At 68.4% G+C, this 18250-nt stretch carries 17 protein-coding genes and 3 tRNA genes; 16 read left to right on the forward strand and 4 right to left on the reverse strand.

The window, feature by feature from the left end; translation table 11 throughout:
• Positions 1-13: 13 nt before the first annotated feature.
• From BRESU_RS09465 to BRESU_RS17160, 10 genes are all read left to right on the forward strand, one after another.
• Entirely contained in the window at positions 14-469 is a 456-nt protein-coding gene (locus tag BRESU_RS09465) for a hypothetical protein (protein ID WP_013269322.1), read from the forward strand.
• A gap of 61 nt (positions 470-530) precedes the next feature.
• Positions 531-1502 carry a class II fructose-bisphosphatase gene (gene glpX, locus BRESU_RS09470; protein ID WP_013269323.1) on the forward strand — a complete coding sequence of 324 codons (972 nt, stop codon included), beginning with the start codon at positions 531-533 and terminating at the stop codon, positions 1500-1502.
• Positions 1502-3319, forward strand: a complete 1818-nt coding sequence (gene recJ, locus BRESU_RS09475; protein ID WP_013269324.1) for a single-stranded-DNA-specific exonuclease RecJ — start codon at positions 1502-1504, stop codon at positions 3317-3319. The genes glpX and recJ overlap by 1 nt, the downstream gene beginning before the upstream one ends.
• A gap of 71 nt (positions 3320-3390) precedes the next feature.
• A tRNA-Glu gene (locus BRESU_RS09480) sits at positions 3391-3465 on the forward strand.
• A 208-nt stretch (positions 3466-3673) separates the two neighbouring features.
• On the forward strand, positions 3674-4234 hold the full coding sequence (locus tag BRESU_RS09485; RefSeq protein WP_013269325.1) for a cold-shock protein: 561 nt from the start codon (positions 3674-3676) through the stop codon (positions 4232-4234).
• Positions 4235-4255: 21 nt separating this feature from the next.
• The gene (locus BRESU_RS09490) at positions 4256-4732 is read left to right on the forward strand and encodes a DUF192 domain-containing protein (protein ID WP_013269326.1); all 477 of its coding nucleotides are present in this window, start codon (positions 4256-4258) and stop codon (positions 4730-4732) included.
• Positions 4733-4780: 48 nt separating this feature from the next.
• A tRNA-Pro gene (locus tag BRESU_RS09495) sits at positions 4781-4857 on the forward strand.
• Positions 4858-4985: 128 nt separating this feature from the next.
• The gene (locus BRESU_RS09500; RefSeq protein ID WP_013269327.1) at positions 4986-5291 is read left to right on the forward strand and encodes an ETC complex I subunit; all 306 of its coding nucleotides are present in this window, start codon (positions 4986-4988) and stop codon (positions 5289-5291) included.
• Between the two features lie 104 nt (positions 5292-5395).
• A tRNA-Arg gene (locus BRESU_RS09505) sits at positions 5396-5472 on the forward strand.
• 22 nt (positions 5473-5494) lie between these two features.
• Positions 5495-5755, forward strand: coding sequence for a hypothetical protein (locus tag BRESU_RS17160; RefSeq protein ID WP_013269328.1), 261 nt, complete (start codon positions 5495-5497; stop codon positions 5753-5755).
• On the opposite strand, the gene metC is transcribed toward BRESU_RS17160, so the two are convergent.
• Entirely contained in the window at positions 5752-6918 is a 1167-nt protein-coding gene (gene metC / locus BRESU_RS09515) for a cystathionine beta-lyase (protein WP_013269329.1), read from the reverse strand. The genes BRESU_RS17160 and metC overlap by 4 nt on opposite strands.
• 100 nt (positions 6919-7018) lie before the next feature.
• Between metC and BRESU_RS09520 the strand changes: the two genes are divergently transcribed.
• Complete coding sequence (locus BRESU_RS09520; protein ID WP_013269330.1) at positions 7019-8131, forward strand: amino acid ABC transporter substrate-binding protein; 1113 nt, start codon at positions 7019-7021, stop codon at positions 8129-8131.
• A gap of 49 nt (positions 8132-8180) precedes the next feature.
• A complete protein-coding gene (locus BRESU_RS09525) occupies positions 8181-9509 on the forward strand; it encodes a dicarboxylate/amino acid:cation symporter (RefSeq protein ID WP_013269331.1) in 1329 nt (442 codons plus the stop codon).
• Positions 9510-9513: 4 nt separating this feature from the next.
• Here BRESU_RS09525 and sseA read toward each other — a convergent pair whose 3' ends face one another.
• Positions 9514-10347 carry a 3-mercaptopyruvate sulfurtransferase gene (sseA, locus tag BRESU_RS09530; protein ID WP_013269332.1) on the reverse strand — a complete coding sequence of 278 codons (834 nt, stop codon included), beginning with the start codon at positions 10345-10347 and terminating at the stop codon, positions 9514-9516.
• On the opposite strand from sseA, the gene BRESU_RS09535 reads away from it, so the two are divergent.
• Positions 10346-11920 (forward strand): cryptochrome/photolyase family protein, encoded by a 1575-nt coding sequence (locus BRESU_RS09535; RefSeq protein ID WP_245528555.1) that lies wholly within the window; start codon positions 10346-10348, stop codon positions 11918-11920. The genes sseA and BRESU_RS09535 overlap by 2 nt on opposite strands.
• On the opposite strand, the gene BRESU_RS09540 is transcribed toward BRESU_RS09535, so the two are convergent.
• Both BRESU_RS09540 and BRESU_RS09545 read right to left on the reverse strand, forming a co-directional pair.
• Complete coding sequence (locus BRESU_RS09540; RefSeq protein WP_013269334.1) at positions 11907-13127, reverse strand: SAM-dependent methyltransferase; 1221 nt, start codon at positions 13125-13127, stop codon at positions 11907-11909. The two genes, BRESU_RS09535 and BRESU_RS09540, sit on opposite strands and share 14 nt — an antisense overlap.
• Positions 13128-13160: 33 nt before the next feature.
• Entirely contained in the window at positions 13161-14633 is a 1473-nt protein-coding gene (locus tag BRESU_RS09545) for a cryptochrome/photolyase family protein (protein WP_013269335.1), read from the reverse strand.
• Positions 14634-14750: 117 nt separating this feature from the next.
• Between BRESU_RS09545 and kdsA the strand changes: the two genes are divergently transcribed.
• The 3 genes from kdsA (at position 14751) to rfaD (ending at position 18248) form a co-directional block, all read left to right on the forward strand.
• Positions 14751-15617 carry a 3-deoxy-8-phosphooctulonate synthase gene (gene kdsA / locus BRESU_RS09550; protein ID WP_013269336.1) on the forward strand — a complete coding sequence of 289 codons (867 nt, stop codon included), beginning with the start codon at positions 14751-14753 and terminating at the stop codon, positions 15615-15617.
• A gap of 172 nt (positions 15618-15789) precedes the next feature.
• Positions 15790-17250, forward strand: a complete 1461-nt coding sequence (rfaE2, locus tag BRESU_RS09555; protein ID WP_013269338.1) for a D-glycero-beta-D-manno-heptose 1-phosphate adenylyltransferase — start codon at positions 15790-15792, stop codon at positions 17248-17250.
• An 8-nt stretch (positions 17251-17258) separates the two neighbouring features.
• A complete protein-coding gene (gene rfaD, locus BRESU_RS09560; protein WP_041762362.1) occupies positions 17259-18248 on the forward strand; it encodes an ADP-glyceromanno-heptose 6-epimerase in 990 nt (329 codons plus the stop codon).
• Positions 18249-18250 lie beyond the last annotated feature (2 nt).

Here is an 18250-nt window from a genome sequence, read left to right on the forward strand (position 1 = left end):
GACCGACGCGGACATGAACGCGCATCGGGCGAAAAAGATAGTCGGACTGGCGCTGGCCTCAGTGTCGACGGCGGGCGTGGCCGGTTGCGCCGGGGCCTTCGACCCCACGACCGATGCCACCTCGCCGATCGCGCCGCGCGTCCAGGCCCTGGTCGACGCGAACCGCGAGTATCCGCGCTGGGCCGACTTCCCCAAGACCGCGACGGACACGCCACGGCCGATCGAGGTTGCGGCCCGCGTCAATACGCTGCGCGCCTCGGGCGGGGCCCTGGCCGGCGAGGCGTCCCGGATCGAGTGGACGCTGGGCGACCCGGTCGCCTTCGCCAACGAGGTCAACGCCCGCGTCGATGCCCAGGCCATCTCGCCCGTCACGGCGGAAACCCAGGCCGAGGTCGACGCCTTCGCCGCCGAGTTGCGCCGTCGTGGCGCGGCCCCGCCCCCGATCGATCGGACGCCCGCGCCGCGCTGATCCGCGAAATCCATCGCCCGGTCGAGAGAATCCGGGGATCATCCCTCTCAGGAGTTTTCACATGGCTGACACGGCCCCCTTCGCCTCGACGCCCTTTTCATCGACCTTGGCCGCCGACGCCGCCATGGTCACCGAACTGGCCGCGATCGCGTCCTGGGCCCAGATCGGGCGCGGGGACGAGAAACACGCCGACCAGCTGGCGGTCGACGCCATGCGCACGGCGCTGAACAGCCTGGATATCGACGGCAAGATCGTCATCGGCGAGGGCGAGCGCGACGAAGCGCCGATGCTCTACATCGGCGAGAAGGTCGGTACCGGCAAAGGCCCGGCCATCGACATCGCCCTGGATCCGCTGGAAGGCACCACCCTAACGGCCAAGGCCATGGCCAATGCGCTGACGGTGCTGTCGATGTCGGCCGGCGGCGGCATGCTGCATGCGCCCGACACCTATATGGACAAGATCGCCATCGGTCCCGGCTATGCGCTCGGCACGGTCGATCTGGACATGACGCCCGGCGACAACGTCCGCTCGCTGGCCTCGGCCAAGGGCGTGCGGCCGGACCAGATCACCGTCTGCGTGATGGACCGCCCCCGCCACGAGGCGCTGATCGCCGCCCTGCGCGAGGTCGGGGCCAAGGTCATGCTGATCACCGACGGCGACGTGGCCGGCGTGATCCACACGGCCGAGCCGGAAACCGGCATCGATCTGTATCTGGGTTCGGGCGGCGCCCCCGAAGGCGTGCTGGCGGCCTCTGCGCTCAAATGCGTGGGCGGGCATTTCCAGGGGCGTCTGCTGTTCCGGAACGATGACGAGCGCGCCCGGGCCCAGCGCACCGGCGTCACCGATTTCGACCGCAAATACGACCTGCACGAACTGGTCTCCAAGGACGCCGTCTTCGCGGCCACCGGCGTGACCAAGGGGGCCATGCTGGACGGTGTGCAGATGGGGGCCAACTTCGTCACCACCCACACCCTCGTGATGGACTCCTCCACCCGGACCGTGCGCCGCATTCGCACGACCCGCCCGATCTGATGGCCGATGGACCTCCGGCCGCGCCACTGACGCCGGGGTTCCTCGATGTCGCGCGCTCGCTGTCGGGGCGCGCATGGAGGCAGCGGCCCGCCGAGGCGTCGGTCATCCGGGCCCACATGCAGGGTCTGGGGCTTGACGAGCCGCTGGCGCGGGCCCTGGCCGCGCGGGGCGTGAAGCCGGAGCAGGGTGCCGACTTTCTGGAGCCGACGCTCAAGGCGCTGTTTCCCGATCCGTCCAGCTTCATGGACATGGACCTGGCGGCCGAAGCGATCGTGTCCGCGATCCAGTCGGGCGAGAGCATTCATGTCTTCGCCGACTATGACGTCGACGGGGCCTCCAGCGCGGCCCTGCTGGTGCGCTGGTTCCGGGCTCTTGGCCGCGACCTGCCGATCTATGTCCCGGACCGCCTGACCGAGGGCTATGGCCCCAGTCCTATGGCCTTCGACCGGCTGAAGGCCTCGGGGGCCGAACTGGTCATCACGGTCGACTGCGGCGCAGCCGCCAACGAGGCGATCGCCCACGCGTGCGGGATCGGGCTCAAGGTCGTGGTGATCGATCACCACATGATGCGCGAGGAGCCGCCCCGGTGTCTGGCGGTCGTCAACCCGAATCGCCCGGGTGATACCTCCGGTCAGGGCAATCTGGCGGCGGCGGGCGTGGTGTTCGTCCTGCTGGCCGCCCTGAACCGGGAGGCCCGGAAGCGCGGGCTGTTCGTCGAGACGCCGGAGCCCGACATCCGCCAGTGGCTCGATCTGGCGGCGCTCGGTGCCATCTGCGACGTCACCGGCCTGACCGGTTTCAATCGCGCGCTGACCGGGCTGGGGCTCAGGGTCATGTCGGGCTGGCGCAATCCGGGCCTGAAGGCGCTTCTGGCCGTCGCGGGCGCAGAGCCGGGCCCGGCGAAATCGAATCACGCGGGCTTCATCCTCGGTCCCCGCATCAATGCGGGGGGACGGATCGGCCGGGCCGATCTGGGGGCCCGCCTGCTGTCCACGGACGATCCGCTCGAGGCCCGGGCCCTGGCCGAGGAACTGGACGCCCTGAACGTCGCCCGGCGCGAGGTCGAGCGGGAGGTCACCGAAACGGCCACCCGCCGCGTCGAGGCCACGGGGCAGCATGCGGACGGCTCGGCCGTCGTCGTGGTCTCGGGCGAGGACTGGCATCCCGGCGTCGTCGGCATCGTGGCCGGCCGGCTTCGCGAACGCTGGCGAAAGCCGGTGATCGTGATCGGCGTGGACGCCGTCGCGCATGTCGGCAAGGGCTCCGGGCGGTCACAGCCCGGCATGAACCTGGGGCGCGCGATCCAGTCGGCCTGGCGCGAGGGCTTGCTGCTGGCGGGCGGAGGCCACGCCATGGCGGCGGGTCTGACGATCCGGCCCGACGGCATCGACGCCCTCCGCGATTTCCTGAATGCGACCATGGCCGGCGAACAGGCCGATGCCGATGCCCTCGACTGGGTCGAGGTCGATGCCCTGATCGACCCCGGCGCGGCCTCGCGGGCGCTGTTCGAGGGCTTCGAACGTCTGGCCCCCTTCGGTCCGGCCAACCCCGAGCCGCTGTTCGCGCTCAGCGGCGTTCAGTCGCGCGAGCCGGTGCAGATGAACGGCGGCCATGTCCGCTGCCGGCTGGTCGGTGCGGACGGGGCTTCTGTGAAGGCCATCGCCTGGCGCTGCGCCGACCTGCCCTCGGGCAGGGCGCTGCTGGCGGGGCAGGGCGGTCTCAGCGTCGTCGGTCGTCTGAAGGCGGACGACTGGAACGGTCGCAAGGGCGTCCAGTTCGAGATCGAGGACGTCGCCGATCCGCGGATGGCTACTTAGTTCAAAACTTAGTTCAAAAGGCCGCTTGCGCCCCCGGAAATCGCCCGCTATATCGCCCGCTCTCGCGCAGCGGTCCCTTCGTCTATCGGTTAGGACGTCAGGTTTTCAACCTGAAAAGAGGGGTTCGACTCCCCTAGGGACTGCCACGCGGGATTTCCCCACATCGATGTGTGAACACCGCTCCTGGCCGGCCCCGACGGGCCTCGGCCCGGGCGTTATTGCGAGTTGTGCGCATCATTCGACCGGGATTTGCGCCGTGCTCGGCAAGAAATCGGTGTTTTTCGCTTTTCTAGCGTTCGCGTAACCGTGTTAAACAGACCGCTGTCTGCCAGATGCGCGGACGGGGGGCTGGACGTGTCTGATTTTGAGAGCCTGGAGGCGACCGATGTGGTCCGTGTCGCCGGGCGTGTAAAATGGTTCGATCCGGGCAAGGGCTACGGTTTCATCGTGCCCGACGACCCGGGACAGACGGATCACAAGGACATCCTGCTGCACATCTCCAGCCTGCGGGACTCCGGACGAGACCTGGCGGGCGAGGGCGCAACCATCGAATGCGACTGCGCGCGCCGCGCCAAGGGCTGGCAGGTGGTCCATATCCACGACCTCGGCCAGAGCGAGCCCGAGATGGCCGCGCCGCGTCGGACCGGCTACGAGGCCCTCCGCGCCGATGCGCGCAGCCTGTCGGCCCCGGCGGCGGTCCTGGGCGACCTGGAGCCCGCGACCGTCAAATGGTTCAATCGCACCAAGGGCTATGGTTTCGTGGTGCGCGAAACCGATCCGGGCGATATCTTCGTCCATATCGAGACGCTGCGGCGCTGCGGACTGGACGATCTGGTTCCCGGCGAGACGGTGGCGGTGCGGTTCGCGACGGGTCCCAAGGGGCTGGTGGTGGCCGAAATCAAGCCGGGCGGCTGATCCCGCCCCGAAAGGGCGGACATGCTGTCGAAACGTTTGCTGACCACCATCGGACTGGGTCTGGCCCTGCTGACCGGCGCCTGTGCCAAGGAGGCCGGGCCCGTGGACGCCGCGGGCCGCCCGCTGGAAGCGCTCACCATCGTCACCGCCAGCGGCGAGCATCAGTTTCTGGTCGAGATCGCGGATGACGAGGCCGAGCGTCAGCGGGGCCTGATGTTCCGACCGCCGCTGGAGGACGATCGCGGCATGCTGTTCCAGTTTCCGGTCGCGGAGGAACAGGGCTTCTGGATGAAGAACACGCCCAGTTCGCTGGACATCCTCTACATCGATCCGACGGGCCGCATCGTGTCGATCGCCAGCCACGCCACGCCCTATTCGGAGACGACGCTGCCGTCGAACGGCGCGGCCAACGGGGTGCTGGAGCTGCGGGCAGGGCGGGCCGAGGAGATCGGGGCCGTTCCCGGGTCGACCGTGCGGCACCCCTTTTTCAAGCCCTGAGGCGATCTTCCGTTGCAGCGGCCTCCGGATGCTGGCAGACCCCTCCGCCGGAGTGTAGCGCAGCCTGGTAGCGCATCTGGTTTGGGACCAGAGGGTCGGAGGTTCGAATCCTCTCACTCCGACCATTGTCCCTGTGGGGCCATCGCTCGGCGCGCGGCGTCTCGCGACTTGAGCCCATTTCTTGCTATAAGGGGGCTACCGCTCGCGACGCGGTCGCTCGCTGCTTGAGCCCACCTCCTGAATGAGATCCGCCATGCTGGCCCGCATCTATCGCCCCGCCAAGACCGCGATGCAGTCGGGCAAGGCCAAGTCCAGGGACTGGCGGCTGGATTTCGAGCCCGCCTCGGCCCGCACCATCGATCCGCTGATGGGCTGGACCAGCTCGTCGGACATGAACGGCCAGGTGCGGCTGACGTTCGAGACGCGTGAGGAAGCCGTGGCCTACGCCGAGCGGCACGGCATTCCGTTCCGGCTGCACGAGCCGCAGGAAGCGCCGGTGATCCTGAAGGCCTATGCTGACAACTTCGCCACCAACCGCAAGCAGCCCTGGACGCACTAGGCACAGGGCGGCTGACGCGCGCCGCGCGGCGGCTTGCTGCTTGAGCCGCGGGAAGCCCCGGTGCTTGAGCCGGGACGCGCTTTACGGCTAACCGTTCAACCCGAGCACCCATAGCTCAACCGGATAGAGCACCCGCCTTCTAAGCGGGATGTTGCAGGTTCGAGTCCTGCTGGGTGCGCCACCGTTTCCACGAGGACCTGCCGATGGCCGATATCAAGAACCAGACCCTGCAGGGCCGGGTGACGCTGGACGGCAAGACCTTCACCGACTGCGCCTTCCAGAACGCCCAGCTGGTCTACAAGGGCGGACAGCAGCCCAGCTTCGTCAACTGCCGCTTCGTCCAGAGCCGGTTCGTGTTCGAGGACGAGGCCGCCAACACGGTCAACTTCCTGCGCGGCATGCTGCAGCCCCAGACCGGGATGCGGGGGTTCGTCACGGGCATGATGCCGGAAATCGGCGGCTAGGTTTGAGGCCAGCCGGCGAGACCGGCCTCGAGGTCCGCGATCAGATCGGCGGGCTCTTCCAGCCCCACGTGAATCCGCAGCAGCGGACCCTCCAGCGTCGGCGGGGCCTCGCGCCAGGCCATCTGCGGCGTCTCCAGGGTGATCAGGCTTTCGAACCCGCCCCAGGAATAGCCGAGACCGAACAGGGTCAGACCGTTCAGCAGGGCTTCGGCGTCGGCGCGACTCCCGCCTCTCATCACCACGCCGAACAGCGACGCCGCGCCGGTATAATGCCGCGCCCACACGTCATGGGCGGGGTCGTCGGGGCGGGCGGGATAGAGAACCCGGGCGACCTCCGGGCGCGCGGCCATCCAGTCAGCGACTGTCAACGCCGACCGCGCCTGTTCCGAATAGCGCAGCGGCATTGTCCGGAGGCCTCTCAAGGCCAGCCAGGCATCGTCGGGCGACACACATAGTCCGATGTCCTCGACCGCATCGGCGATGAGCGTGCAAAGCGCGGGATCGCCGGCCGACACCGCCCCGAGCATGAGGTCGGAGTGGCCCCCGACGTATTTGGTCAGGGCCTGGACGCTGACGTCGACGCCGTGAACCAGCGGCTTGAAGGCCAGGCCCGCCGCCCAGGTGTTGTCCATCACCGTCAGGACGTTCCGGGCGCGCGCGGCGGCGGCGAGCGCGGGCACATCGATCATCGCGAACGTCAGCGAAGCGGGCGATTCGATCAGGATTACACGCGTGCGATCGCTGATCCTTTCGGCGATGCCGGCGGCCGGGGCTTCGGGCGGATGAAACCGCGTGACGACACCGCGCGCCGCCATATGACGGGTCAGGAACCGGCGCACCGGGCCATAGACGGCGTCGGTCGTCAGGATTTCGTCGCCGGGCTTCGTCAGCGCGATCAGCGGCAGGGTCACGGCTGCGAGGCCTGACGGGACAAGCCAGCAATCGCGCGCCTGCTCGAGATCGGCCAGAGCGGCGCGCAACGCGGTCTGGGATGCGGTGCCTTCGATGCCATACAGCGGGCCCTGACCGGCATCGCGCATGTCGGCCACCGAGTCGGACAGCAGGGTCGATGCCCGTTCGACGGGAGGATTGACCGGCCGGCGGCCCTTTCCGCGCCGCGTGGCGGACGCGATCAGCCGGGTACGGTCCGAAAGCGGGTCCAAGGTCCCCTCCGTGGGTTGCGAACAGGCCTCCAAAGGCCTCTAAAGCGGCGGGGGCGCAAGGGGCGACGCAGAGTCGCGAAGGCGCAAGGCGGGACGAACCATGGGCGATCGGGCCACGGGTTTTCTGATGCGGATGGCCGCCGTGGTGGCGGTCGCCTGTCTGGCCGCCTGTGGCCGCAGCGAGGACACCTCGACCGACCTCGAGGCCTCGACCCCCACACGGACGGCGACCACAGCCGGCGAGCTTCCCCCCAGCCCGACCCTCGTCGCCATCAAGCGGCGTGGACGTCTGAACTGCGGGGTCAACCAGGGTCTCGTGGGGTTCGCCTACACCGACAATCGCGGAGAGTGGCGGGGCTTCGACGTCGACTTCTGTCGCGGGCTGGCCGCCGCCGTCGTCGGCGATCCCGATGCGGTGCGGTTCGTGCCGCTGTCGGCGGAGAACCGGTTTCAGGCCCTGGAGGACGGCCGCGTCGACGTCCTGTGGCGGAACACGTCCTGGACCATGGAGCGGGATACGGGCGGGCGGCTGAGCTTCGCCGGCATCAACTATTACGACGGCCAGGGTTTTCTGGTCCGCCGGGCGCTGAACCTGAACAGCGCGGCGGAGCTGAACGGCGCGCGGATCTGCCTGCAGTCCGGCTCGACCAGCGCCCTGAACGTCGAGGACTATTTCCGCAGCCGCGGGATCGAGTATCGCGCCGTCGTGCTGCCGACCGAAGAGGCTGCGCGCCAGGCCTACGGGCGCGAGGACTGCGATGCGTTTTCTGCCGATGTGTCGGCACTGGCAGCCGCCCGGACGACGCTCGGCGATTCGAGCCAGCATGTGATCCTGCCCGACGTCATCTCCAAGGAACCGCTGGGTCCGGTCGTTCGCCGCGGCGACGAGCAGTGGACCGCCATCGTGCGCTGGACCCAGAACGCCCTCGTGCTGGCCGAGGAACTCGGGGTGACCCAGGCCAATGTCGAGGATCAGGCCGCAGAGGCGCGAGATCCCCAGGTGCGGCGCCTTCTCGGCGTGGAAGGCGAGTTCGGATCGCGGATGGGTCTGTCCGATGACTGGGCCAGGGACGCCATCGCGGGCGTCGGCAACTACGGCGAAATCTTCGAGCGGAACCTGGGGTCGCAATCGGCGCTCGACCTGGCGCGCGGTCTCAATGCACAATGGAATGGACGACCGGCCGGGCTGATCTACGGCCTGCCGGTGCGATAGACATCCGGGCCGCCGCGCAAACGCTGCGAGGGGCACCTTCGGGGGACGAATGGATACGACGAAAAAGGGCGGGATCCCGCTTCACTGGCTGATGCTGATCGGGTTCGTGATCGGGCTGGGCGCGGGGCTCTACGTCAATCAGTACATCGGCCCGGATGTCGCCTGGGTACAGTGGGTGACATCGAATGTGACGGGCCCGGCAGGCCAGATCTTCCTGCGCCTGCTGTTCATGCTGGTGATCCCGCTGCTGTTCTCCGCCCTTGTCGTCGGCGTGGCTGAAATGGGCGACCTGCAGTCGCTGGGTCGGGCGGGGATCAAGACCCTGCTGCTGACGATCCTGGTGTCCGCCATCGCCGTCGTCATCGGTCTGGGCATGGTCAACTATTTCCGGCCCGGCGACGGCGTCGACCCGGCCCTGGCCCAGGCCCTGCTGGCCCAGGGCGCGGAAGGCGCTGCCGCCATCGTGGAAAAGGCGCCCGAGAGCGTCCAGTTCGGCACCTTCTTCCTGGATCTGATCCCGTCGAACGTCTTCACCGCGGCGGCCGAGAACCAGATCCTGCCGATCATGATCTTCGCCCTGCTGTTCGGCATCGGGCTCGTCATGGCCAGGAGCCCGAACACCGACAAACTCCAGAACGTCATCGAGGGCATCCTCGAGGTCACGATGAAGTTGATCAATCTGGTCATCAAGCTGGCACCGATCGCCATCGCCTGCCTGATGTTCAACCTGGCGGCCCTGTTCGGCTGGGATCTGCTGGTGCGGCTGGCGGCCTTCGTCGGCGTCGCCGTGGGCGCGATGGCGATCCACATGTTCGTCGTCTATCCGCTGGTCGTCTGGATCGGCGGGGGTATGAACCCGCTGACGTTCTTCAGGGGCGTTCAGCGCCCGATGATCGTGGCCTTCTCGACCGCCTCGTCCAACGCCACCCTTCCGGTCGCTCTCAAGGCTGCCGAAGAGGAGCTGAAGCTTCCGCGCAAGATCGCCCGTTTCGTCCTGACGGTGGGTGCCACGGCCAACCAGAACGGGACCGCCCTGTTCGAGGGTGTCACCGTGCTGTTCCTGGCCCAGTTCTTCCAGATCGAACTGTCGATCACCCAGCAGGTGGTCGTGATGCTGGTCTGCATCCTGGGCGGCGTCGGAACGGCCGGGGTCCCTGCGGGATCCCTGCCGGTCATCGCCATGATCCTCGTCATGGTGGGCGTGCCGGCCGAAGGCATCGGCCTGATCCTGGGCGTGGACCGCTTCCTCGACATGTGCCGGACCGTGCTGAACGTGACCGGTGATCTGGTGCTCGCGACGGTCGTGTCGCGGGGCGAGAAGGATGACCCGGTCGTGATCGAGCCGGACCCACCGGTCACGGTGGCAACCGTCGCCTGACGGTTCAGGGGCCGGTCGCGACCGCCGTATCCGACCGGCCGCCCCATTCGGCCCAGGCCCCGTCGTAAAGGGCGCTGTCCTCGCCGAGCTCGGCCAGGGCCAGCGTCAGGATGGCTGCCGTCACGCCGGATCCGCAGCTGGTGATGATCGGCCGGTCGAACGTCACCCCGGCGTCGGCGAACCGCTGCCGCAGATCGGGCGCGGGGAGCAGACGGCCTGTCTCGTCCAGCAGCGTCTTGAAGGGCAGGCTCAGCGCCCCGGGCATGTGGCCGGGCCGAAGACCGGCCCGCGGTTCGGCGGCCTCGCCCCTGAAACGGGGCGCGGGGCGGGCGTCGACGATCTGGGCGTCGCCGCTCAGAGCGGCCAGCACCATGGCCATGTCCGCGACGGCACCGGATCGCCCGGCCGGTTCGAAGCGGGCGGGAGCGACAGCGGACACGGGCCCCGCGTCTGTCGGTCTGTCCTCCGCCCGCCAGCGGGGCAGGCCGCCGTCGAGGACGCGGACATCCCGGGCCCCCATCAGCCGGAAGGTCCACCAGACCCGCGCGGCCGAGAACAGGCCCACGGTGTCGTAGACGACGATCCGGTCGGTCGCCGAAATCCCCAGCGCGCCCGCCGCGTCGGCGAAGGCTGCGGCGGTGGGCAGCATGTGCGGCAGGTCCGTGGTGTGGTCAGACACTGCGTCGAGGTCGAAGAAGACCGCGCCGGGGATTCGCAGCCGTTCGAACTCGGCGCGGGCGTCGCGGCCATCCAGGTGCCAGCTGGCATCGACGATCCGGAGATCGGGCGCCCCGAGGTCGCGGGCGAGGTCTTCGGTGGAGATCAGGAACGAGGCCATGGCCGAGACTAGCATGCACGGACACGAAGGCGGAGGCGTCCTGCGGCTGGTCCTGGGCGATCAGCTGTCGGACGGCCTGTCCGCTCTGACCGACCTCGACCCCGCGCGCGACGTCGTTCTGATGGCCGAGGTGCGGGACGAGGCGACCTATGTCGGTCACCACAAGCAGAAGATCGCCCTCATCTTCGCCGCCATGCGCGCCTTCGCCCTGCGGCTGGAGGCCCGGGACATCGTGGTCCGCTACGTCCGGATCGACGATCCGGACAACACCCACAGCATTGCGGGCGAGCTGGAACGGGCGCTGTCGGACCAGCCGTTCGAGGCCGTGGTCATGACCGAATGCGGCGAATGGCGGCTGGCCGAGGCGCTGTCCGCCTTCGCCCGATCGTCCGGCGTGCCCTGCGACATCCGCCACGACGACCGTTTCATCTGTTCGCACGACCGGTTCCGGCGCTGGTCCTCGGGCAAGTCGCAGCTACGCATGGAGTTCTTCTATCGCGAGATGCGAAAGGAGACCGGCATCCTGCTGGACGACGGCCAGCCGGTGGGCGGCAAATGGAACTACGACGCCGAGAACCGAAAAGGCCTGACCAAGGGCGTTCGCCCGCCCGCCCGCCTGCGAACGCCGCCCGATGCCGTCGCGGTCGAGGCCATCGCCGACGTCGAGCGCCTGTTTCCCGACCATTTCGGCACCACCGATGCCTTCGGCTGGCCGACGACGGCGGCGCAGGCCGAGGCCGTGCTGGCCGACTTCCTGTCCGAGGTCCTGCCGCGCTTCGGCGACTGGCAGGACGCCATGGCCCTCGGCGAGCCCTGGATGTGGCACGGGCTGATCTCGACCTCGCTGAACCTGGGCCTGCTGGACGCCCTGGACGTCTGCCGCCGGGCCGACGCGGAGTTCCGTGCCGGCCGCGCTCCGTTGAACGCCGTCGAGGGCTTCATCCGGCAGATCCTCGGCTGGCGGGAGTTCGTGCGCGGGATCTACTGGCTGAAGGTGCCCGAGTATCGCCAGCGCAACTTCCTCGACGCGGACCGCGACCTGCCGTGGTTCTTCTGGTCGGGCGAGACGGACATGGCCTGCGTGGCCGATGTCGTGGCCACGACGCGCGACAACGCCTATGCCCACCACATCCAGCGCCTGATGGTGACGGGCAACCTCGCCATGCTGCTGGGCGTCCACCCCGACCCCGTCGATGACTGGTATCTGAGCGTCTATGCCGACGCCTACGAATGGGTGGAGATGCCCAATACCCGGGGCATGGCGACCTTCGCCGACGGCGGGATCATGGGCTCCAAGCCCTATGCCGCGTCCGGGGCCTACATCGACCGGATGAGCGACTATTGCGGGTCGTGCCGGTACGACGTGAAGGCCAAAACCGGCGATAACGCCTGTCCGTTCAATCGTCTGTACTGGGGCTTTCTGGAGCGGAACCGGGCGCGGCTGCGCGACAACGTCCGGCTGGCCATGCCCTATCGCACGCTCGACAATTTCGGCCCCGAGCGCCGCGCCGCCCTGCTGGCCGAGGCCGAGGCCGCGCGGACGCTGCTGGGGGCCGTGGTCAGGCCCGGCTGAGGGCCAGCTGGATCACGTCGGTCCGGCGGGACCGGAAACCGGCCTCGCAGTAGGCCAGATAGAAGCGCCACAGTCGGCGGAAGCGTTCGTCGAACCCGCCCATCTTGCGGATGTCGTCCCAGGCGGCCTGGAACCGCTGGTCCCACCGGCTGAGGGTATCGGCATAGTCGATTCCGAACCGGTCCACGCTGTCCCAGCTCAGCCCCGCCGCCTCCACGACCGGCTGCAGCCGGGCCTCCGACGGCAGCATGCCGCCGGGGAAGACGTATTTCTGGATGAAGTCGGTCCGGGCGTTGTATTCCTCGAACAGCTCTTCCTGGATGGTGATGATCTGCAGGCCGGCGCGCCCGCCGGGCTTCAGCACGTCGTGGACCTTGTCGAAATAGGCCCCCCAGTACTCCTTGCCGACCGCCTCGAACATTTCGATGGAGGCGACCCGGTCGAAGGTGCCGGTGATGTCGCGATAGTCCATCAGCTCGATCTTCGTCCGCTCCGACAGACCGGCATTGAACAGACGCTCGCGCGCCAGATCATGCTGTTCCTGCGAGATGGTGACGCCGGTGACGGTCGCGCCGATTTCCTTGGCCGCGTACTCAGCGAACCCGCCCCAGCCGCAGCCGATCTCCAGCACGCTCATGCCGGGCTGCAGGTCCATGGCCTGGGCCAGGGCGGCGTATTTGCGGGTCTGGGCCACCTCCAGCGGCTCGGACGGGCTCAGGAATTTCGCCGACGAATAGGTCATCGAACGGTCCAGCCACTCGGCATAGAAGGCATTGCCCAGGTCGTAGTGGGCGGTGATGTTCTTTCTCGACCCGCTGCGGCTGTTGCGGTTGAGCTTGTGGGCGATCCAGTTGACTGCGAGCATGACGACATTGCCGTCGAACAGCCGGCGGATGTGGTCGTAGTTGTTGGCCAGGGTCTCCAGCAGCACGGCCAGATGCGGGCTGTCCCACTCACCGGCCATATAGCCCTCGGCATAGCCGATATCGCCGTTGGCCAGCACACGCCCCGCGAAGCGATAGTCCAGCACGTTCATGATGGCGTTGGGGCCCGGCGTTTCACCCTCCAGCCTGTGCACCTCGCCATTGGGCAAGGTCAGGGTCAGCCGGCCATAGGTCCAGTTGGCCGAGAGCAGCCGGATCAGCAGGGCGAAGACCCGCGGCGTCCGGTCGAGGGCGACCTCGGAGTGATCAGTCTGGACAGTCATGCGGGGCAACCTGCGTTGAAGGCCGAACGCCGGTCAATCGGCTGCGGCATCTTGTCTTTCGGCCGTGACGGTCTTGAGTGCGGCGAGGGCACGCTCTCGCGCTCTGGCGTGGTCGACGATCGGGCGGGGATAGGTCGTGCCGAGCCGGATGCCGCAATCGCGCAGGATCTCGGGCGGAGCGTTCCAGGGCGCGTGGATCCATCTGGCGGGGACAGGCGCCAGTTCGGGGATCCAGCGTTTGACGTAGCGAGCCTCGGCATCGAACTTCTGACCCTGGGTGACCGGATTGAAGATTCGGAAGTACGGTGAAGCATCGGCTCCGGATCCAGCGACCCACTGCCAATTCTGGGAATTCGACGCCAGGTCGGCATCCACCAGGGTGTCCCAGAACCAGGCCTCGCCGCGCCGCCAGTCGATCAGCAGGTCCTTGATCAGGAACGACGCCACGATCATCCGCACGCGGTTGTGCATCACGCCCGTGGCCCACAGCTCGCGCATACCCGCATCGACGATGGGATAGCCAGTCATGCCCCGGGTCCAGGCGAGGAAGCCCGGTTCGTCGTCCCGCCACGGCATGGCGTCGTATTCCGGCCGGAAGGCCTTGTCCGGCAGGGTCGGGAAATGGTGCAGCAGGTGGGCCGAGAAATCGCGCCAGATCAGTTCGGCGATGAACTTGTCGGCCTCGCCGGACGTGACCTTGCCGCCGTCGGCCGCGTCGCGCGCTGCGATCCAGGCGCGCCAGGGACTGATCTCTCCGAAATGCAGGTGGGGGGACAGCCGGCTGGTGGCGGGCTCGGCCGGGCGATCGCGGCCGTTGGAATAGTCCGCGAGACCTCCCGATACGAAACGGTGCAGGGCGGCGGTCGCGCCGTCCTCGCCCGGCGTCCAGTCGAAGCCTTTCGACCAGTCGGGGCGGGTGGGGTGCAGGCCCCAGGCGTCGAGGTCGTCGCTCTCCAGCCCGGGCGCAGCGCCGAGCTGGCGGGGCCCGGTCGTGTGGGCGGGCGGCTCGGCCTGGGCGCGCAGGGCCTTCATGAAGGGTGTGAAGACCTTGTAGGGCCCGCCGGACCCGTTCAGCAGCGAACCCGGCAGCGCCAGAAGCGATCCGTTGGACCCCCGGCATTCGACCCCGTCCGTCTTCAGGCCATGGGCGATGTCGGCGTCCCGGGTCCAGGCCTCCGGCTCGAACAGTCGGTTCAGGAAGACGGTGTCCGCCCCGGTCTGATCGATCAGGCGTCGGAGTTCCGTCTCCGAATCACCGCGTCGCAGGATCAGGGTCGCGCCGCGCTCGGCCAGCGACCCGGCCAGCGCCCGCAGCGACTTGTCCAGCCACCACAGCGAGGCCGCGCCGGCCGGCCGCACGGCCGTGCCTTCGTCGTGGATGTAGACGGGCACGACCGGCCGTCCGGTCGCGTGGGCCTTGTTCAGCGCCGGATTGTCGGCGAGCCGCAGGTCGCGGCGGAACCAGAGGATAACGGGGGCCGGTCCGTCCTGCGCCTTGGTGGTCACGCCGCGAGTCTCCGTGGTAGGTTGAAACATCAGGCGCGAACGGCCACCTGACCGCCCCATAAGGGTGCAAAGGCCAACGCACCACCCGTCAGAACGTCGCTTTCAGAAGGCCCGCCCATGAGCGCCCCCAACGCCGTCATCACCCTGTCCGGCAACGGCATCACCACCCCCGTCGTCATCGGCGGCGGCGCGCGGATCGCCTTCATCGCCGGGCCGTGCCAGCTGGAAAGCCGCCAGCACGCGCTGGAGATGGCCCATGCCCTGAAGGAGATCGGCCAGCGGCTGAACGTCGGCATCATCTACAAGACGAGCTTCGACAAGGCGAACCGCACCAGCGCGAACGCCGCGCGCGGCCTTGGACTGGAACAGTCGCTGCCGATCTTCGACGAGATCCGCCAGGTCACCGGCCTGCCGGTCCTGACCGACGTCCATTCCGAGGAACAGGCGCGCGTGGCGGCCCAGGCGGTCGACGTGCTGCAGATCCCGGCCTTCCTCAGCCGCCAGACCGACCTGCTGCTGGCCGCCGCGGCCACGGGCAAGGCCATCAACATCAAGAAGGGCCAGTTTTTGGCCCCCTGGGACATGAAGAATGTCATCGCCAAGGTCGTCGGGGCCGGCAATCCGAACGTCATGGCCTGCGAGCGCGGAGCCAGCTTCGGCTACAACACCCTGGTGTCGGACATGCGCGCCCTGCCGGTCCTGCGCGAGATCGGCTGCCCGGTCGTGTTCGACGCGACCCACAGCGTCCAGCAGCCGGGCGGGCAGGGGACCTCCTCGGGCGGCCAGCGCGAGTTCGTGCCGGTCCTGGCCCGTGCGGCCGTGGCCGTCGGCGTCGATGCGGTCTTCATGGAGACCCACCAGGACCCCGACCACGCCCCGTCGGACGGCCCGAACATGGTGCCGCTGGATCAGTTCGAGGCCCTGGCGGCCGAGCTGCTGGCCTATGACGACCTGTCCAAGGCGCGGATGGCGAAGGCCGCCTGAATCTCGCGCGTCGTCTGCGACCGCTTTTGACGCAGCTGTGTGCGGGAATGTCTCAATGACGCCGATGCGGGTGGCCGATCTGGACTCATTGGACAAGCTGGACTCCCCGGACGGGAGTCCAGGTGTCCAGACGACGGTTGTGCGAACCGTCGCCGGGCTTTAGCTCAGACCCATGGTTGACCGCACCCTGGACCTCGGCGCCCTGCAAAGCCTGCTCGATCGCGCGCGCGGTCAGACGGTGGCTTGCGTCGGCGACCTGATGCTGGACCGCTATGTCTATGGCGAGGTCAGCCGGATTTCGCCCGAGGCACCGATCCCGGTCCTGCGGTCGCGCCGCACAGTTTCGATGCCCGGCGGCGTCGGCAATGTGGCCCGCAACGTCGCGGCGCTCGGAGGGCTGGCTCGTCTGGGCGGCGTCACGGGGGCCGATGCCGCGGGCGAGGAACTGGCCCGGCTGGTCTCCGCAGAGCCTCGGATCGAGGACTTCATCGACCGGACGGAGGCCGCCGGCACCATCGTCAAGACCCGCTACGTCTCCGGCGGCCAGCAGCTGATGCGACTGGACGAGGAAGAAGTCGCCGTCGGCGCCTTCGCCCGCGAGGACGTGTTTTCAAATGCTTCCGCGATTCTCCTGTCGGACTACGCCAAGGGCGTGGTGACGGAACGGCTGATCCGCGCGGCCCTCTGGCAGGCGCAACAAACCGGTGCCGTGGTCATCGTCGATCCGAAGGGCCGGGATTTCGCCCGCTACGGCGCGGTCGATCTGATCAAGCCCAATGCGTCCGAACTGGCCGGCGCCACCGGCCTGCCGGTCGAGACGGACGCCGAGATCGAGGTCGCGCTTCAGGCCCTGCTGGACGCCACGACCGCTCGGGCCATCGTCGTCACCCGCGCCGGCAAGGGCATGAGCCTGATGCGGCGTGGAGAGCCGGCGCAGCATTTCCCCGGACGGGCGCGCGAGGTGTTCGACGTCTCCGGCGCCGGCGACACCGGTCTGGCGGCCCTCGGTCTGGCGCTGGGCGCGGGCGCGTCACTGGAACAGGCCGTTCAGCTCGCCATCTTCGCGTCGGGCGTCGTCGTCGGAAAGAGCGGGACCGCCGTCGTCACCCCCGCCGAACTGATCGAGGCCGAGATGAGCCAGCACGCCGGTACGGCTCTGGCCAAGGTCACCGCGCTCGACGACCTCGCCGCCGAGGTCGAGGCCTGGCGGCGTCAGGGTCTGAAGGTCGGCTTCACCAACGGCTGTTTCGACATCCTGCACCGGGGCCATGTCGCCTATCTGGCCCAAGCCCGGTCGTGGTGCGACCGGCTGGTCGTGGCGCTGAACACCGACGACTCGGTCCGCCGCCTGAAGGGCGAGGGCCGTCCCGTAAACGACCTCGACAGCCGCGCCGTGGTCATCGGCGGCCTCGCCAGCGTGGACCGGGTCACCTCCTTCGACGATCCGACGCCGATCGCCCTGATCGAACGCCTGCGGCCCGACGTCCTGATCAAGGGGGCCGACTATACGCGCAAGGGCGTGGTCGGTGGCGACCTGGTCGAGAGCTGGGGCGGGGAGGTTCGTCTGGCCGCGTTCGCGGACGGCTATTCCACCACCGGCACGATCGCCAGAATGCAGGGCGGAGCGGGCTGATGCGGCGCATGATCGTGGTCACCGGCGGGGCCGGCTTCATCGGATCCAACATCGTCTCGCGCCTGTGCGCCGAGGACCGCTGGGACGTCGTCGTCTGCGACCGGCTGGAAGACGCGAACCTGGGCAAGTGGCGCAACATCGCCAAGTCGGCGATCGCCGACTTCTGGCAGCCCGAGGAGCTGTTCCTTCAGCTGGACCGGCACGCGGCTCGGGTCAGCGCCATCGTCCATATGGGGGCGATCTCCTCCACGACGGAGCTGGATGCCGACCTGATCCTGCGGACCAACTTCAGCCTGTCGCGCGACCTCTGGGACTGGTGCGCCTTAAACGACGCGCGGATGATCTACGCGTCCTCGGCCGCCACCTACGGCGATGGCGAGGCCGGTTTCGAGGATGCTGACGATCTTGCGTCGATCTCGCAGCTCCAGCCGCTAAATGCTTACGGTTATTCGAAGAAATTGTTCGACCAGTATGCGGTGCGTGAAGCCGCCCGCGACCATGCCCCCAAACAGTGGGCGGGTCTGAAGTTCTTCAACGTCTATGGCCCCAACGAGGGCCACAAGGGCGGGATGAAGTCGGTCATCGCCCAGATCTGGCCAAAGGTGGCCGCGGGCGAGCCCGTCAGCCTGTTCCGCTCGCACCACCCCGACTATGCCGACGGCGGCCAGCTGCGCGACTTCGTGTTCGTGGACGACGTCGTCGACATCGTCGACTGGCTGCTGGGCACGCCCGGGGTCAGCGGGATCTTCAACGCCGGGTCCGGGCAGGCGCGATCGTTCCTCGATCTAGCCAACGCGACCTTCGCGGCGGCCGGCCGCGAGCCGTCCGTGACCTATATCGACATGCCCGAGGCCATCCGGGACCGGTATCAGTATTTCACCAAGGCCAGGATGGACCGTGTCCGCGCGCTCGGCTTCGGGGGACAGTCCACGCCTCTGGAGGAGGGCGTGCGGCGCTACGTCCAGACCTGGCTCTCCAGCCCGGATCCCTACAGGTGAGA

This window comes from Brevundimonas subvibrioides ATCC 15264 (assembly GCF_000144605.1).
Classification (GTDB): Bacteria; Pseudomonadota; Alphaproteobacteria; order Caulobacterales; family Caulobacteraceae; genus Brevundimonas; species Brevundimonas subvibrioides.

Bases quoted from the DNA above. Each gene is read 5' to 3' on its own strand.
- BRESU_RS09465 (WP_013269322.1), top strand. From the start codon at position 14: ATGAACGCGCATCGGGCGAAAAAGATAGTCGGACTGGCGCTGGCCTCA.
- glpX (WP_013269323.1), top strand. From the start codon at position 531: ATGGCTGACACGGCCCCCTTCGCCTCGACGCCCTTTTCATCGACCTTG.
- recJ (WP_013269324.1), top strand. From the start codon at position 1,502: ATGGCCGATGGACCTCCGGCCGCGCCACTGACGCCGGGGTTCCTCGAT.
- BRESU_RS09490 (WP_013269326.1), top strand. From the start codon at position 4,256: ATGCTGTCGAAACGTTTGCTGACCACCATCGGACTGGGTCTGGCCCTG.
- BRESU_RS09500 (WP_013269327.1), top strand. From the start codon at position 4,986: ATGCTGGCCCGCATCTATCGCCCCGCCAAGACCGCGATGCAGTCGGGC.
- BRESU_RS17160 (WP_013269328.1), top strand. From the start codon at position 5,495: ATGGCCGATATCAAGAACCAGACCCTGCAGGGCCGGGTGACGCTGGAC.
- BRESU_RS09520 (WP_013269330.1), top strand. From the start codon at position 7,019: ATGGGCGATCGGGCCACGGGTTTTCTGATGCGGATGGCCGCCGTGGTG.
- BRESU_RS09525 (WP_013269331.1), top strand. From the start codon at position 8,181: ATGGATACGACGAAAAAGGGCGGGATCCCGCTTCACTGGCTGATGCTG.
- BRESU_RS09535 (WP_245528555.1), top strand. From the start codon at position 10,346: ATGGCCGAGACTAGCATGCACGGACACGAAGGCGGAGGCGTCCTGCGG.
- sseA (WP_013269332.1), bottom strand. From the start codon at position 10,347: ATGGCCTCGTTCCTGATCTCCACCGAAGACCTCGCCCGCGACCTCGGG.
- BRESU_RS09540 (WP_013269334.1), bottom strand. From the start codon at position 13,127: ATGACTGTCCAGACTGATCACTCCGAGGTCGCCCTCGACCGGACGCCG.
- kdsA (WP_013269336.1), top strand. From the start codon at position 14,751: ATGAGCGCCCCCAACGCCGTCATCACCCTGTCCGGCAACGGCATCACC.
- rfaE2 (WP_013269338.1), top strand. From the start codon at position 15,790: ATGGTTGACCGCACCCTGGACCTCGGCGCCCTGCAAAGCCTGCTCGAT.
- rfaD (WP_041762362.1), top strand. From the start codon at position 17,259: ATGATCGTGGTCACCGGCGGGGCCGGCTTCATCGGATCCAACATCGTC.